The organism is Microcoleus anatoxicus, from assembly GCF_042465725.1.
In the GTDB taxonomy this organism is placed as follows: Bacteria; Cyanobacteriota; Cyanobacteriia; order Cyanobacteriales; family Microcoleaceae; genus Microcoleus; species Microcoleus anatoxicus.
The window spans coordinates 1874055-1889721 of sequence record NZ_CP120853.1; the positions used below are offsets into that span (position 1 = coordinate 1874055).

Annotated in this window: 14 protein-coding genes; 6 read left to right on the forward strand and 8 right to left on the reverse strand. The window is 43.9% G+C overall.

Features of this window, described 5'->3' with window-relative positions:
• Window positions 1-230: 230 nt before the first annotated feature.
• On the reverse strand, window positions 231-3242 hold the full coding sequence (locus tag P2A85_RS08030; protein ID WP_377478517.1) for a COR domain-containing protein: 3012 nt from the start codon (window positions 3240-3242) through the stop codon (window positions 231-233).
• Between the two features lie 396 nt (window positions 3243-3638).
• Between P2A85_RS08030 and P2A85_RS08035 the strand changes: the two genes are divergently transcribed.
• A complete protein-coding gene (locus P2A85_RS08035; protein ID WP_371124170.1) occupies window positions 3639-4007 on the forward strand; it encodes a papain fold toxin domain-containing protein in 369 nt (122 codons plus the stop codon).
• Window positions 4008-4019: 12 nt separating this feature from the next.
• On the forward strand, window positions 4020-4370 hold the full coding sequence (locus P2A85_RS08040; protein ID WP_371116955.1) for a hypothetical protein: 351 nt from the start codon (window positions 4020-4022) through the stop codon (window positions 4368-4370).
• 181 nt (window positions 4371-4551) lie between these two features.
• Here P2A85_RS08040 and P2A85_RS08045 read toward each other — a convergent pair whose 3' ends face one another.
• Window positions 4552-4803 (reverse strand): DUF2281 domain-containing protein, encoded by a 252-nt coding sequence (locus P2A85_RS08045; protein ID WP_377478519.1) that lies wholly within the window; start codon window positions 4801-4803, stop codon window positions 4552-4554.
• Between the two features lie 90 nt (window positions 4804-4893).
• On the opposite strand from P2A85_RS08045, the gene P2A85_RS08050 reads away from it, so the two are divergent.
• Window positions 4894-5541, forward strand: coding sequence for a Uma2 family endonuclease (locus tag P2A85_RS08050; RefSeq protein WP_377478521.1), 648 nt, complete (start codon window positions 4894-4896; stop codon window positions 5539-5541).
• Window positions 5542-5729: 188 nt separating this feature from the next.
• Here the strand turns inward: P2A85_RS08050 and P2A85_RS08055 are convergent, their stop codons facing one another.
• The 5 genes from P2A85_RS08055 to P2A85_RS08075 form a co-directional block, all read right to left on the reverse strand.
• The gene (locus P2A85_RS08055) at window positions 5730-6005 is read right to left on the reverse strand and encodes a BrnA antitoxin family protein (RefSeq protein WP_377478523.1); all 276 of its coding nucleotides are present in this window, start codon (window positions 6003-6005) and stop codon (window positions 5730-5732) included.
• On the reverse strand, window positions 5968-6246 hold the full coding sequence (locus tag P2A85_RS08060; protein ID WP_377478525.1) for a BrnT family toxin: 279 nt from the start codon (window positions 6244-6246) through the stop codon (window positions 5968-5970). Before P2A85_RS08060 ends, P2A85_RS08055 begins: the two co-directional genes overlap by 38 nt.
• A 105-nt stretch (window positions 6247-6351) precedes the next feature.
• On the reverse strand, window positions 6352-7290 hold the full coding sequence (locus P2A85_RS08065) for a glutathione S-transferase family protein (RefSeq protein ID WP_377481371.1): 939 nt from the start codon (window positions 7288-7290) through the stop codon (window positions 6352-6354).
• 291 nt (window positions 7291-7581) lie between these two features.
• Window positions 7582-9045 (reverse strand): CIA30 family protein, encoded by a 1464-nt coding sequence (locus tag P2A85_RS08070; protein ID WP_377478527.1) that lies wholly within the window; start codon window positions 9043-9045, stop codon window positions 7582-7584.
• An 85-nt stretch (window positions 9046-9130) separates the two neighbouring features.
• Window positions 9131-11650, reverse strand: a complete 2520-nt coding sequence (locus P2A85_RS08075; RefSeq protein ID WP_377478529.1) for an ATP-binding protein — start codon at window positions 11648-11650, stop codon at window positions 9131-9133.
• 480 nt (window positions 11651-12130) lie between these two features.
• Between P2A85_RS08075 and P2A85_RS08080 the strand changes: the two genes are divergently transcribed.
• Window positions 12131-12532 carry a hypothetical protein gene (locus tag P2A85_RS08080; protein ID WP_377478531.1) on the forward strand — a complete coding sequence of 134 codons (402 nt, stop codon included), beginning with the start codon at window positions 12131-12133 and terminating at the stop codon, window positions 12530-12532.
• Between the two features lie 29 nt (window positions 12533-12561).
• Entirely contained in the window at window positions 12562-13365 is an 804-nt protein-coding gene (locus tag P2A85_RS08085; protein WP_377478533.1) for an SDR family NAD(P)-dependent oxidoreductase, read from the forward strand.
• 328 nt (window positions 13366-13693) lie between these two features.
• On the opposite strand, the gene P2A85_RS08090 is transcribed toward P2A85_RS08085, so the two are convergent.
• Window positions 13694-14503, reverse strand: coding sequence for a calcium-binding protein (locus P2A85_RS08090; RefSeq protein ID WP_377478535.1), 810 nt, complete (start codon window positions 14501-14503; stop codon window positions 13694-13696).
• Window positions 14504-14669: 166 nt separating this feature from the next.
• Between P2A85_RS08090 and P2A85_RS08095 the strand changes: the two genes are divergently transcribed.
• Window positions 14670-15650 (forward strand): ATP-binding cassette domain-containing protein, encoded by a 981-nt coding sequence (locus P2A85_RS08095; RefSeq protein ID WP_377478537.1) that lies wholly within the window; start codon window positions 14670-14672, stop codon window positions 15648-15650.
• Window positions 15651-15667 lie beyond the last annotated feature (17 nt).

The window sequence follows — 15667 nt, forward strand, 5'->3', positions numbered from 1 at the left end:
CAGAGCCTGGGAACTAGGGGAATTTGGAAGTTGTTAGTGGGTTTGGGTGAGGCGGAGCCTCTGGATCTGCGTTACCAGGCAGAGCCTGGGAACTAGGGAAACTAGGGGATTTTTGGTGGGTTGGGGCGAGGCGGAGCCTCTGGATCTGAGTTCCCAGGCAGAGCCTGGGAACTAGGGAGTTTTTATTGAAATTATTACATAGACCTAATAATGGTGTCAAGATAAAAATCTTAATACTCATCTACAAACTGCTCGTGAACCCACAGGAATTCGCGCCGTCTATTCTGCACCCGCACTAAGCCACCAAAGCCAGGATCTGTGGCTTTTAGCAGCGCGTGTAATTCTCGCAAAATCGAGCCTTTTGCCATGATTGCTGCTTCGCCCTGTTGCCAGTCAGGGGCATCTGTATCGGTAGACAAATCACTAACTAAATCGCTGCCTTTTAAGGTAGATTCGATACTTTTTTGTCCTAAATCTAGTTGTTCTTCAATGCCTTTATAGGTAGCGTCATCTAGCATTAGCTTGGTTGCTGAAGCTGCAACAGGCAAAACTAAACTCAGGGTTCCGGTCAAAATTTTGAGGTAGGGGGCTGCTTTGGTAAACCATGCGCGCGATACTTCTAATTCATAAACTCCTTTCTGCTTGTCGTGAGGATTTAAGGCTGGAAGCGGCAAACGAGAGTGTTCGCACCAGAGGGTTATTTGCAATTTTGTACTGAGCCATTTTGGGCGATCGAAAAAACTTGGATCGATCGGCTTGAAACTGAACAGGCGCGGGCCATCTTTGGCTTCATCGGTGAGCATTTTCATCAATGACGCAAATTCCTCATCGATTTTGCTGAGAATGATCCGCTGTTCCTGTGACAAGGACTGATATCGTTCTTGGTTTCGACTATCGAAAATTACTAAATCTTTGCGGATAATTTTTAGCTCGTCTTTGACAATATTGCGGAATTGCTGAATGCCGATTTCTTGGGATGGAGGTTGAGTCGTCGGTGCGTTATTCAGCAGGCGATCGATGTTTTGCCATCTACCACAGGCTGAACATGGATAATCATGACGATTATCTTTTTTGCTCTCAATTAGTTTCTCTACTTCAAATAAGCCGTTTCCAGGCAAATTCATACCGCAAGGTGCAATGCAGGGAACCATCACATTACATCGCAATCCTTCCCAGAAATTCTCGACTAGCCATTTAATCTCTGCGGTGAGATAAGACAAAAACCGTTCTGGATAAGCTGCCCGCACGGTGATTTTGACATCAGTATCAATATATTCCAGCAATGCCCGACCATTGTAGTCGTCGTCAAGCATCAAACCGCGTTGCCAATGGATACTTTTTTCGTAATTGCATCGCCCTAGGGAGTATTTGTGCAAGCGCACAATCAACTGGTAAAACAATCCTTCTGCTAGTGCAAGTTGTCCTCGATCGTCCACAATGCGGCAAATTTGTACTTGTTGTCTGTCTCCGGCTTCTGGTTGCTGTCCCCAATTGGACAATTCCGGGCGTCTATCGGGTACGAGTTGAGCAATCAAGCTGGTATTGCTGGGTTTAGTAGGGTCAAGCACCACGCGGTAGGACAAATCGAACTTTTCCATCAGCTTCAGAAAGATGGGATGTAGTTGTTTCGGGTAGCCTGTCTCGCCAGGAAACGGGGGATTGCTCCATAATTCGTTCAGATGCTCAAAGTCTACTAAACCGTTGCGGCGGCGGGTCGTTGGATCATCGAGTACGAAGCCGATCGCCTTTGCTAGCCAGTTGGGTTTGAGGATGACGATATTTCGGAGTATTGAATCGTAATGGTAATGGATGATATGCCCCAAGACATGGGAAATGCGAAGGAAAAGTTCTGCTTGTTCGTTATCGATTCCGTGTTGAGTGCAGATGGCAAGGACATCATTGTAGGGCAGATAGGCTTTGTCGTTTGTCTGCAAGATTTCCCGCACTCGCTGCCATTTGGCGGGAACGGAACGTCCCATTTCGGGAAGAGAGGCGGCGACATTAGCGATCGCTGTTTTTAATTCTGCTATCCCGTTGCAGGAGTTCTGAGAGTCAGGTTTGCTGTTGACATGGAAGAAGCCAAGCACCGTATCGCTGCCGAATCGATCGTGAATTTCCTGTCTGTCAATGTCCGGTTGTCGCTGTCCGGGGCCGCCGTGGGTGGCGACTACGAGTATTTTGGCATCTGGTTCGCGATGCTTAATCAGGGTAATCCACTCTTTGACAAAGCCTTGCTGGGGGCCTTCCCGTGGCTTCCACACCACGAGATACACGGCTGGTGCACTGAAAAATAACTGATGGGTCGATCGATAAACCGGTTGACCGCCAAAATCCCAACCATTGAGTGATATCTCTATGTTGGTGTCGGGATGGGTGACAATAACTGGTTTAATTTCAATGCCGTGAGTAGTGAGACGGTTTTCTAACCATTCGTCTTCTCGCAATGCTCCGAGCAGACAACTTTTGCCTACTTCGCCTTCACCGATCAAAATCAGTTTGGCTTCATTCAGGGTGATTTGTGCTTCTGCTTTTGCGCGCAGGTATTGAAAGACAGCTTCAGTGCCTTGCTGATAGGCAGCGGCAAGGTCAGGATTGAGAGGGTTGTTGTTGAGGTAAAGCTCTTGCAACTGGGTGAGGGAGGCGAGGGCCTCTGGCAGTTCCCTCAGTTGATTGTTGCTGAGGTTAAGCGTTTGCAACTGGGTGAGAGAGGCGATCGCCTCTGGCAGTTTCGTCAGTTGGTTGTTGTTGACGAAAAGCCGTTGCAACTGGGTGAGAGATGCGATCGTCTCTGGCAGTTCCGTCAGTTGGTTGTTGTCGAGGTAAAGCACTCGCAACTGGGTAAGAGATACGATCGCCTCTGGCAGTTTCGTCAGTTGGTTGTTGTTGACGAAAAGCCGTTGCAACTGGGTGAGAGATGCGATCGCCTCTGGTAGTTCCGTCAGTTGGTTGTTGTCGAGGTAAAGCACTCGCAAGTGGGTAAGGGAGGCGATCGCCTCTGGCAGTTCCGTCAGTTGGTTGTTGTTGACGAAAAGCCGTTGCAAGTGGGTAAGGGAGGCGATCGCCTCTGGTAGTTCCGTCAGTTGGTTGTTGTCGAGGTAAAGCACTCGCAAGTGGGTAAGGGAGGCGATCGCCTCTGGCAGTTCCCTCAGTTTCATGTCGCTAAGATCGAGTGTTCTCGATCTCTCTTGCCGTGCCCGTTCAATGCGCTGCTGTGGTTCCCGATCGCCCTCAGTTTCTAACATTGCCAATTCCTGGTTTTGATTTTTGTATATAAGTGCGATCTACCTTTGAGATGAAAGGGCGATCTTGAGAGATGATTTGATTTTGAATATTGCTTAATCTCACTACAAAATAACATGAATATTTTGTCGAGTCGTGAGGTTGGAGTAAACTCGCTAATCGAGGGTTTGTTGGTGGGTTTGGGCGAGGCGGAGCCTCTGGATCTGCGTTACCAGGCAGAGCCTGGGAACGAGGAGACTTGTAGGGGCGGTGCCCCGTGCCCGCCCCCTGGGAACGAGCTATCGTCACCGAGATTTTGGTGAGAAACCGGGTTTCTGCGATAATTTTGGCATCCTATGGAAAATCTGGCTGCTATAATTACGATTGAATTAAGCCTTTGAAAAGAAGGTTCTATCAGCATCAAACATCCCAGTGACTGGACTGACGAGGAAGTTTATCGGGAAGTTGGGCAAATCACGTCTCAATTTGACATTCTCGAATGTGCTGACTGTGCTAGAGCCGTAATCGGGTGGTTGCGCCAGCAAGGAATTGAGGGAAAGATTTTCAGACTGAGGACACGATATGGTGAAGACTATATTCTCAGCGATCGCCTCGGACAACAGGGAATTGACGACTCCATCACAGTCAATGGTCAACACTTTGCTGTAGAAGTTAGGGGAAAAGTCTTCGACAACCTTTCTTCACAAGGATTATCGCCAGAAGATTGGTTAAAAGACTTTCATTGTCATAGCAATCAATTTGTTATGACAGAATTAGATAATTTGTAAAAGTATGTGAACATGAGTAATATTTTTGAACTCCTCGAAAAAATAGAACAGAAGCCAGGACTTTATATTGGTACAGCTTCCGTTACCGCGTTGCGACAATTCCTAGTCGGGTACAAATTTGCTCGCCAGGAAATGGGAATTATGCCAACAGAGGAAGAATTAGATTTTTACCAGGAATTCCAACCCTGGTTACAAATCCACTTTTCCATTCAAACTGCCAATTCCTGGGACACAGTTATCCTGTTCAAGTGCGTTGATGGAAAAGCTGCTTTTGCCTATTTCTTCCGACTTTTAGAGAAGTTCCGTAACCGCAGTAACACCCAAGATATTGACCCAGTTTTGTTGAATAGCGGGGTAGAATAAACCCGAAAATTTGCTTAAGGGCGATCTCGATCTTAACTTTTTCAATACCAGTCCGCGATCGCAAGTCCTGAAACTCTCGAAAACTCCTTGACATTGTGGGTAACAAGAGTTGCTTGAAGCGAAGCGGCTGTCCCTGCGATCAAAACATCGATCGGTCCGATGGGAGTACCTTAATGTACATCTAAAAGCTCTCCCGCAAAATATCTTCCCCTGACTCGGCACGAATCTCTTCCAAACTAGGAAAGTCTTGTCCCCACGTTCCAGCTAGGGAATAAACCAGTTCCGCCCAAGGAGTCGAAGTATCTAATATCGCGATCGACTCCTTAGCATTCACGTGCTGGGCACGAATAAACTCAGCGAAAGTGAGAATTTCGCTGGCTTGCTCTTGCGGAAGGGTTTTAACGATCGCGTAGAGTTGTTCAATGATAGTCATAATCTGGTTGCGATCGAGTATGTTTATCGCTATTCAATCTAACTTATTTCATGTTATCATAAAATCACTTCAGAGCAGAAGGGAACGACTATGCAAACCCAAGAAAAACTAGCAATCGACAAACAACCACCAACCGAAAAACGCCACTACACCCCAGAGGAATATCTCGCATTAGAAGAAAGTGCGATCGACAAAAGTGAATACCACGATGGAGAAATCATACCAATGACAGGCGGAACAACCAACCACAACAGCATTATCATTAATTTGATTGCTAACTTGAAATTTGGCTTGCGTGGCAAAAATTACAGATTATTTACTAGCGACGTGCGCCTGTGGATACCCCTAACTCGCCGCTACGTCTATCCCGATATCATGGTGATTCAAGGAGAACCAGTTTATCAAGGAAGTAACAAAACACTTGTCACAAATCCTCTGGTAATCGTCGAGGTTTTATCCAATTCAACCAAGGACTACGATCGCGGTGGCAAATTTGTCGCCTATCGCTCAATCCCGGAATTGCGAGAATACATTTTAATAGACCAATATAGCTATCATATTGAGCAATTTGCTAAAAACTCTAATGGCAAATGGGTATTAACAGAATATGATTCAGCGGAATCTGGATTAACCCTAGAATCTGTAGAATTTCAAATCCTACTGAGCGAAATTTACGAACGGATTAATTTTGAAGTTGAAGAGGAAGTAAACGAGCAAACAAGTGAAATTCAAGAATAATATTGAGCTAGTAGATAATCCAAAAAACCGGGTTTCTGCGAGAATTGTGGCATCAAAACCGAGATTTTTATCAGAAACCAGGTTTCTCAGAACCCACGCGCAACCGTCCAAGAAACCGGGTTTCTGCGAGAATTGTGGCATCAAAACCGAGATTTTTATCAGAAACCAGGTTTCTCAGGTCCACGCGATTAAACTGTCTGTTTACCACTACTCTCAATATAACGCCGCAACACCGAATTAATCGTAGTTTTGTACTCGGTACTTTGCTCTCGAAACCATGCTATCACCTCAGCATCTAACTGAATCAAATTACGAGCTTGGGCGGCTGGTATTCTTAGGGTAGCATTCTCAAAAAATTCATCCGTCAAAGGTGGAATATCAGAGTAATCAATATCCTCATCATTCATCGCCTCTAACGCTGCCCAATTAGTACGAGAGATATTGCTCGAATCGTTGACGCTCATATCGGTTTGCCTTTCGTGCTGATATGATTCTAATTATATCATCCTGCCTTTCTGTCCAGACAACAACCGCCACACCGTTTGGCAAAAACCCGATCGCAATCCAGCGATCCTCCCCATAGTCAGTACGCAGATCGAGCTCAGTTAGCATGGGAAGATCGAACATCTCAGAAACATCTGCAAAATCAATCCGATGTTTGGCAATATTTTCCGCTCTCTTGGCTTCGTCCCATTCAAACTGCATGAAAAATAAATCAACTTTAAGTAGGATCTAAATTTATGATACGTTATTTTGCACTCACAGAAACCGGGTTTCTACGATAATTTTGGCATCCTACCTAAGATTTTACTAAGAAACCCGGTTGCTGAATCCTGCGCGATCGTGCGATTTGAGCAAATTCCCCACATCGGGCCCAGCCGGGATAATACAGCCCGGATTCAACGGGAACAAATTGCCGTAATAATCGCGCTTGACAGCCTCCAAATCGCAAGTACCCGCAACTCCCGGTAACTGATACAAATCGCGCAAATAAGCTCCCAAATGCTCGTAATCTTGAATGCGGCGCACATTACACTTGAATAAGCTGTAGTAAACGGCATCAAAACGGAATAGAGTAGTAAACAGTCGCACATCTGCTAATGTCACGCGATCGCCACAAAGATAACGACTCATCAAGAGCGATCGATCGATCTCGTCCAAAACAGCAAACAATTCACTACAAGCCGAGTCATAAGCAGCTTGAGATTGGGCGAAACCACAGCGATAAACACCGTTATTCACCGATTGGTAAATCTTCTCATTCCACTCGTCAATTTGCGATCGCAAATCCACAGGATAAAGATCCATTTGATTGCTAGCAAACTCATTAAACTCCGAGTTTAGCATCACAATAATTTCCGAACTCTCGTTATTGACGATCGCCTTTTTTGACTCATCCCACAACACCGGCACCGTACACCGCCCCTGATAGCCCGGTAAAGCCAACTGGTAAAGTTCCCGCATCGTGTTACAGCCAAATATCTCCGACTCCATCACCCAAAGTCCCCCTTCAGAGGGATAGACAACAGACACCGATATCGCATCTTCCAGCCCTTTGAGCGCTCTCGTCACCAGAGTGCGGTGCGCCCACGGGCATCCCATACCCACAAACAGGCGATATCGTCCCGTGGCGGGCTGGTGAGGGTTGTCTGGCGCTGTCGAGACAAAATTGCGGAAACTGCTGCTAGGGCGAATGTATGCTCCCGTGCGATCGGGAGGCGCTAGTTTTGACATCATTAATTGCCACATTGATGTCCAGACAAATTTGCCTAATTTGACTGTTACTGATGAAGGAAGTGATTTGTTTTTCACGCCAGGGATTATAAAGTATAGCAGGAGACAGGAGGCAGGAGGAAGAGGTAATAATAGCAATAATTCGATCGCTCGAAAATACCCTAACCCTAGTGGCGGTTGCTCTAAAAGGCACTTGTCGCCACCATCAGGTTAACACAACCCCAGCTACCTCCCTTGTCTGCCAAGGTAGACAAAAGTTTGAATCTCGACAGCCGTTTCAACGGCCGACTAATCAGCAAATAACCATTATTTAACTCCAGAAAACAAACCTTCCCAATCACCAGGAGCCTTACCATTTTCCCCCTCTTTCACCTCAAAAGTAACATTACAAGCTTCAGGCAAATCCAAAGCTTGCACGCACAATTGGGCAATATCTTCCCGACTAACTTTACCCTTAATATTGTCACCCTGGTCAAAGATTAAAGCTTTACCCCCCGGCTCTTCCGTCAAAGCACAAGGTCTAATCACAGTATAAGGTATCCCGCTCGATCGCACACAATCCTCCCCCTTCAACTTCCAAGTCAAAATCCCCCCCAACATATCATTCATTCTCACAGCAGGTGGCTCTTCCTCCAAATTAATTCCAGGGCGGCCAGGCCGCGTAACACCAGCCGAACTCACCATCACAAATCTGGGCAATTCTTGTTCAGAATAAGCTTTAACAGACTCTAATTGTAATTGAAAACTACCCGGTGTAAATTTCGGATTCAGCGCCCCATCATACTCAAAATTACTCAGCATTAACTGAAAAGAATAAATAGTCTGAGTATTTAACCCAGAGCCATCTTTCACAGTCTTAGCCCGGAAAACAGGAATCAGTTTTTCAAAGGGAATTGTCACAGTAATCCAGATGTTATAAACTGTATCAAAAGAATAGCAATAGCCAATGCCATCCCATTTCGCTTCGCTGCGAACAATCAGTTTGTAGCGCTTACCATCACCTTTCACTCGCAATTGAATTCCACTAAATCCTGTTAAATCAAGAGCACTCTCAAAATTCCGAGTCCGCACCGAAGCAAAACCGCCAGAATTGGCAGTAGAAACATTGCCTGTGAATAAAGCTGTATTATCTATCAGTCGGATCGAACTTTCGCTGACTCCACCCATCACAATATCATCAAGTGCACCCCAAGTTTCTTTCAAATCTTCAGTAGGTTTTGTGAAGTCAAAAATAGTTTTTTCTCCGGCTTTACTTAGCTGACTGCGAACAGCTTGCACTAAATTATTCACGCCTTTATACTCGACTATTTCGGGAACATCTACCACTTCTGGCATATAAAACTTGATGCCTTGATAGTATTTCTCACGGTTTGGGGTGTCTCCTTCAACGGGTTGAACACGAGTGCCAGTGCAGCAGATAACGGCTTCTACACCCTCAGTTACTAGCGGTGTTAAAGTCTCCGCTAGCGTGATATCTGCCTCGACTAATTCGACATTTTTACCCAGAATTTCTTGAGCTCTTTTGCTATCTCTCACCAGGGCGCGCACTCTGATTCCCCGCTGTTGCAGCCGCTTCACCACTCGTTTACCAACACCACCAGTAGCACCGGCTACCAGTACCAGCTTGGGTTGGTCTTTTTTAGTGTTCCCACTGCTGCCAAATAGTTGTTGCAGCCAGCTAATGCTGCCAATGAAGGGAATGACACCGAAATAAGCCAAGGTTTTGACAAATCTGCCGGCATCCCATTGGGCGGTATTTTTTTCAGTCACAGTCACTTCCTCAGAATTTGCTCAAATCTACTTAGCCATTTGTCTACTTTAATTTTAATCTAAACTGCACGCACATCTTGTCACTTCACCGCTGCACTTTATTCGTAACTTGGCTCAAGGGAATCTCAACAATAAACTCCGCTCCATCTCCGGGGGCAGAAATGCAAGTCAGTTGGCCACCGTGTTTTTCTACTACAATTTCCTTGCCTATAGCCAAACCAATTCCTGCCCCTTTACCGACAGGCTTAGTAGTAAAAAAAGGCTCAAATATTTCTGGTTGCACTGCTTTTTTTATACCCACACCATTGTCAGCAATCCTAATTATTCCCATCTGGCGAACCGAATCAAATTCAGTTGCGATCAGAATAATTCCTGACGTAACTCCCCCTGAATGCTGACCAAATTTAGACGACAAATTATCGTTGCCAATTGCCTCTTCTATCGCATCAATGGCATTAGCCAGTAGATTCATAAATACTTGATTTATCTGCACAGGGTAACACTCTATTAATGGCAATGAGCCGTACTCTTTAATCAGTTTAATTCCTGGTTTATCTGTCTTCGGTTTGAGTCGGTTGCTCAAAATCAGCAAAGCGCTGTCGAGTCCGTCGTGAAGATCCACTGATTTAATCTCTGATTCGTCAATTCTAGAAAAGTTTTGCAAAGACTGAACTATCTCGCGGATGCGATTAGCTCCTAATTTCATGGAACCTAGCAATTTTGGCAAATCTTCAATGATAAACTCTAATTCAGCGGCTTCTATTTCTGCTTGAATTTCTGGTGAGGGTGAGGGATAGTGTTCCTCGTAAAGCTGAACTAAATTAATTAATTTTTGGCTATATTCCTTGGCATAGCCTATATTGCCATAGATGAAATTAATTGGGTTACTGACTTCATAAGCCACCGCCGCCACCAACTGTCCCAAACTAGACATTCTTTCGCTTTGCACCAGTTGAGTTTGCGCCCGCTGAAGCTCGGACATCGCTATTTTTAAATGAGCAGTTTTTTCCCGTTCTCTAGCGACTGATTCTGACAGGGCGGTATTTAATTTCGCGAGTTTTTCAGCTTGACGCAGCACTATATTAATCATGGCTTTTTTCAATTCCAATGCTGCCTCTATTTCGCACTCTTTCCAAGCTAATGATTTGCACTTCACATTTTCTTTCCACAGCTCGAAGGATTTCCTAGGAGACAGTCTTTCGCTGCCATCGTCGTCAATTTGAACTATTTTATTGGGGTTTCCCGCCCAATTTACAGTTCTAATTACTTCCGGGCGAAACCACAATACATATATTTTTTGAATCGGAGATATTGCTATAGCTAAACACCCGCTGGCTGTGTCTTTAAAGCTCTCTGCTTCTGGATAAGATTCTGCCAGGAAATCTGTATAAAATATTTCTTTTGTTAGCTGAGATTGCACCCAATTTATGAGTTTTTTTAAAGATGATTTGGCAGGTGTTTCGCCAACTTGATAGCAGTGTTCTCCAAATACTATTGCAGCTCCCGACGCATTGACTGATTCCAGTAAATTATGCTGGCACTTAATTAATACTTCTGACAAGTTTTCTGAGGTCGAGATGTCTTCAAAAATTTTGGTTTGAATAGATTTTAAGTGTAGCCGGTAGTCATAGTCTTCGTTACCTTCTTTTGATTGCAGTTCTAAAGACATGACTTGTCCAATAAATTCACAGGCTGCCCGCACTTCACAGTTAATATATTTAGGTGTGTAGTGGTGACAAGCAATCAAACCCCACAGCTTCTGATTTTTGATTAATGATATTGACATAGAAGCTCCAACGCCCATATTTTGCAGGTATTCTATGTGAATGGGAGAAACGCTTCTGAGAACGCTGAAACTCAGATCTAGGGGCTGGTTAGTAACAGGATTATTTGGTGAGATAATGGGGACTGGTTTGTAGTTAATATCGGGAATTAATCTCAGCCAATTTAACAAATAAAGTTGTCTGGCTTGTTTGGGAATATCTGAGCTGGGGTAGTTTAAGCCTAAAAAAGGACTCAGCATTTCTGCTTTGTTTTCAGCAATAATAGCCCCGTTGCCTTTTCCATCAAATTGATAGATCATTACTCTGTCAAATCCTGTAATTTTTCTGATTTTTGCTACAGTAACTTGACATAAATTATTTAAATCTTGGGAGTTTTGAATCTGGTTTACAGTCGCTCTAACTGAATGATAAAAGCTAAATACTGACATATTTGCTAGGGATTGGGCTAATTCTAGCTCAATGATTAATACTGCTTCCCACCTGTGGAGGATGCAGTCAAATTCTAAAATTTTTTCGGCTTTTTTTACGGATATTTTAATAGGATTGATGGTTTTTAAGTTTTCCTTCAGCAAACAGACTTTTAGCTGTTCTAGCTCGGCTTGTTCTAAGAATAAACTCAAATTTTGACCGATCGCACTTTTAGCAGATATTCCCAGTAACTCTTGCGTATTTTCACTGATTTGCAGTATTTCTAGTTCAGGTTCGCTTACCGCCATCAGTACCCCGTGCGGCTGAATGTGTCCCGATATATGAATTGGTTCTCTGTCGCAGTTGGTCAAGTCAACTTCTTCGAGTGGTAAGATTGTGCTTTGTCTATTCATTTTCTGTGTTTTCCGTTGTACAATGTAAAGAGGGTTGTAGGGATTTCTGCTGTAATCTCCAATCCGATTTTGAGCGCTATCCTCCCCAGGGACTAACTATGAACACTTGAGCCTGTCACTACCACAGACGATCGCTCTACCGCTCATCCTTGACTCCCGCATCAATAGATAGAATATGAGCTTAAATTCCTGTTCTTCGAGCAGCGTCAGCCTTTGTGACATTTGAGCTGGTCGATGTCTCCTACAATTATAAATATTCTGTTTTAATTATTACAGTAATTGTTTCCATTACTCAACGGATATTAATTTTTTTCAAGAATCCATCTGTTGACAGTTTACCAGCAGTAGGAAGGGGAGAGAAATATGTCTGGGGAGTGACCTGCAACGTCAAATATTAAGTTATGGTGAGGGTGCTAAGATAGGGAAGTAAAATCAAGTTAAGCTCTTTCAGTATATTCAACAGGTTCCGTAATTAGATTAATGCTCGACTTTAATACAGTGACCGAATTTTCTCATACCTACTGCGTAGCTATCTGTGCATTTTTAGTCCCAGCCAACTTGCTGATGACTTTGCAGACAGTAATTTTGACAGGACTAAAGCGACCTCGAATTCAAGTAAGAGCCTCTGTACTTGTTGCCAGTCTCTTCGCTATGACAATGATATTTCATGTTTTTACTTGGTTCGCCATTGGGGTAGTAATGCCTCCCACGTACATCTTACTATTAATGGCAATCACTTGTCTGACAATCAACGTCTGGGCGATCGCTCATCCTGGAAGTATCATCAAATTAATGGGAGTTTTGGTATCAGTTTTTAGGGAAAATTTCCTCAAAAATAAATCAATGGGCTTAAGATTTGATCGACGACAAAATTTGCAGTAACTCACCACTGATTCACAACTGATAACTCTATGGCTCCAACAGTTTTGATTACAGGCGCTTCTCAAGGAAGTGGCAAAGCAACGGCTCTTTTATTTGCCAGTTCAGGCTACGATGTCGTGATGACAGCTCGTCAGCCTGAAAGACTAGCAGCCGCCGCGGCAATGGTGGAACGTCAAGGCAATTCGGTGTTAGCTATTCCCGCAGATGTGGGCGATGTTCAACAAGTGCGATCGCTCGTTGAAAAAGCCCTCTCTTTTTATGGTAACATCGATGTGTTAGTCAACAATGCGGGTATCTGTTTAACGGGACTGATGGAGCAAACTACCGCCGAAGATTGGCAGCAATTAATGAATACCAATTTTTGGGGATGTGTTAACACAATTCAAGAACTTTTGCCACATTTTTTATCCCGAAAAACTGGTACAATCGTTAATGTGGGTTCGATTGGTGGCAAAATGCCTTTGCCTCAAATGACTGCCTATTGTGCCAGTAAATATGCGTTGACAGGTTTAACCGAAACCTTGCGATTGGAATTAGCACCTCAAGGAATTCAAGTTTGTGCCGTACATCCGGGCTTAATTAACAGTGATTTTTTAGAAAGAGCTCAGTTTCGCGATCGCCACGAACCAGCAGCCGAACTACGTCGTCAAGAAATGAGCGAAATGCTGAAATCTAACTGGGCAAATCAGCCGGAAGATATTGCCAAGGCTATTTGGGATGCAGTTAAAAATAAGCGTTCTGAAGTCACCGTCGGTCCTGCATTTATAGCTGCCGAAGCCTATCGCCTATTCCCCGGTTTAATGCAGTGGGCAATGGAGAAAGGTAATGGGTAATTGGGAATTGGGAATTGGGAATTGGCAAGAGAAAGCAATTCAAAAACTCCGCTATCGAACAGTTTTTAAGGTCAGTTAAAACTTAGATATTGCACCATTCTCAAGAACTGGTAGGGGCGGGTTCACACATAGCCTTAAAGGTTGCAAACAGGTTAAATAAACCCGCCCTCACTCACCAAAAAGCTGCTTATTGACATTGGTGCAATATCTCAGTTACAACTTACTCAAATACTAACAAACAGTCGGTTTCAACCGACTTTAGCTATGAGACAGGGACTTAAGTCCCTGTCGGAGTTTAGCAACAGAAATAATCAATCAATTAGCTAATTTAAAGCACAGAACTAGCATTAATAAAACGACCAGTTAAATCTGCTGGTGTTACATTCAACACAGTCCCTAACAAAGCATTGGTAAAACCGAACCTAATATTAGTAGCTTCCACACGGCCATTACCATCGGGATCGAGGTCTCGCTGGGAGATACCACCCTTGGCTAACAAGCTAGTTCCACCCGCTACAGTTGCAGGATCGATCAGCAACAGTCTGGGGTCATTCAGGCTATAATTTACCTGTTCAAAGGAGATATTGCTGGTGGTAAATGCCGTGCTAATTCCCAGGGAATCATTGAATTTATCAAAATCAACAATTACGGCATCAGGAACTTCAAAGCCAATGATTTTTTGTCCTGCTTGATCGACTCTCAACACAAAAACATCGCTGCCTATACCACCTTTGTAAACATCAACATCTCTGTCACCAATTAAAGTATCATTGCCATCACCACCAACTAACAAATCAATACCTTGACCCCCACGCAACAAATCATTTCCCACGCCACCATCCAGGAAATCACTATTTCTGTCCCCGGTGAGGAAATCATTGCCAATTTCTCCTAAAATATCGTCATCACCCTTACCACCATAAATAGAATCATTACCCGCACCACCTAAGAGACTGTCTTTGTCATCGTTACCAAAAATTCGTTCTGCATCCGATGAACCAGTAACAGTATCATTACCACCCAGCACCCAAACTCCCCCAGGAAAATTAGCAACTTGTCCCGGTGTAAGTGTAATATTTTCGGGAGAATTGTCTCCTACCAAACGAGGAATGCCGGAATTATCTGCTTTAAGTGCCATAGTTGTAAACTGATTGAGATGTAATAATGAATATGTTGCAATATTCTGATTCTACACTCAGTAAGGATTGATTCTGGAAGAATCTGACAAAAATTTTAACTATTGCATCTTTGCACCAGCCAGACCGGAATATACTAGATTGAAATAAAAGTTAAACCTTAAGCTAATGCCAATTATTTTAGTTGAAGACTTGAGCAAAGTTTATCCCATTGCCATTAAAGAACCGGGACTAAAAGGAACCATGCAACACTTTTTTAAGCGCACTTACCGCAATGTGAAAGCCGTTGAGGGAGTTTCTTTCAGTATTGAACCGGGGGAAGTTGTAGGCTTTCTGGGGGCTAATGGCGCGGGCAAAACTACGACGCTGAAAATGCTGACTGGTTTAATTTATCCGTCTGCTGGTATGGTAAGAGTGTGCGATCGCACTCCATTTCACCGCCAAGCCGATTTTTTGCAAAAAATCACCTTAGTCATGGGGCAAAAACAGCAGCTAATCTGGGATTTGCCAGTGCTGGACTCTCTGAGAATCAATGCCGCTGTCTACGGAATCCCTGAGAAAGATTATCGACTGCGAGTTGGGGAACTTACGGAGATGTTATCCCTAGAAGGCAAGTTAAATCAGGCAGTGCGAAAGCTTTCTTTAGGTGAACGAATGAAAGCGGAATTGATGGCAGCATTGTTGCACCAACCGGAGGTATTATTTTTAGATGAACCGACATTAGGCTTAGATATAAATGCGCAGTTTAGTGTGAGGAAATTTCTGCGGGAATATAACGAACGCTATCAAGCAACGGTGCTATTAACGAGTCACTACATGGCAGACATTACTGCTTTGTGCAAACGAGTTTTGTTAATCCATGAAGGGCAATTAGTTTATGATGGTAATTTGGATGGATTACTCGACAGATTTGCACCTTATCGACAAGTTCAGGTAGAATTAGCCAATCCGCTATCTCAAGATCGTGCTTCTGCTTACGGGGAGGTAGAATCTATGGAAGGACAATCGGTGCGATTTTTGGTAAAAAGGGAGGAATTGATGGTGGGGGTAGCAAAGATGTTGGCGGAGTTAGAAGTGGTGGATTTGACTGTTACCGATCCGCCCATTGAAGAGGTCATCGGTAGAGTTTTTCGCACGGGAAAAGTGTAATTTTTTTCTAATTTTCT

Coding starts and splice junctions, on each gene's coding strand:
- P2A85_RS08085 (WP_377478533.1), top strand. CDS start 12,562: ATGGCTCCAACAGTTTTGATTACAGGCGCTTCTCAAGGAAGTGGCAAA.
- P2A85_RS08095 (WP_377478537.1), top strand. CDS start 14,670: ATGCCAATTATTTTAGTTGAAGACTTGAGCAAAGTTTATCCCATTGCC.
- P2A85_RS08065 (WP_377481371.1), bottom strand. CDS start 7,290: ATGTGGCAATTAATGATGTCAAAACTAGCGCCTCCCGATCGCACGGGA.
- P2A85_RS08045 (WP_377478519.1), bottom strand. CDS start 4,803: ATGACTATCATTGAACAACTCTACGCGATCGTTAAAACCCTTCCGCAA.
- P2A85_RS08030 (WP_377478517.1), bottom strand. CDS start 3,242: ATGTTAGAAACTGAGGGCGATCGGGAACCACAGCAGCGCATTGAACGG.
- P2A85_RS08050 (WP_377478521.1), top strand. CDS start 4,894: ATGCAAACCCAAGAAAAACTAGCAATCGACAAACAACCACCAACCGAA.
- P2A85_RS08060 (WP_377478525.1), bottom strand. CDS start 6,246: ATGCAGTTTGAATGGGACGAAGCCAAGAGAGCGGAAAATATTGCCAAA.
- P2A85_RS08040 (WP_371116955.1), top strand. CDS start 4,020: ATGAGTAATATTTTTGAACTCCTCGAAAAAATAGAACAGAAGCCAGGA.
- P2A85_RS08080 (WP_377478531.1), top strand. CDS start 12,131: ATGCTCGACTTTAATACAGTGACCGAATTTTCTCATACCTACTGCGTA.
- P2A85_RS08090 (WP_377478535.1), bottom strand. CDS start 14,503: ATGGCACTTAAAGCAGATAATTCCGGCATTCCTCGTTTGGTAGGAGAC.
- P2A85_RS08055 (WP_377478523.1), bottom strand. CDS start 6,005: ATGAGCGTCAACGATTCGAGCAATATCTCTCGTACTAATTGGGCAGCG.
- P2A85_RS08075 (WP_377478529.1), bottom strand. CDS start 11,650: ATGAATAGACAAAGCACAATCTTACCACTCGAAGAAGTTGACTTGACC.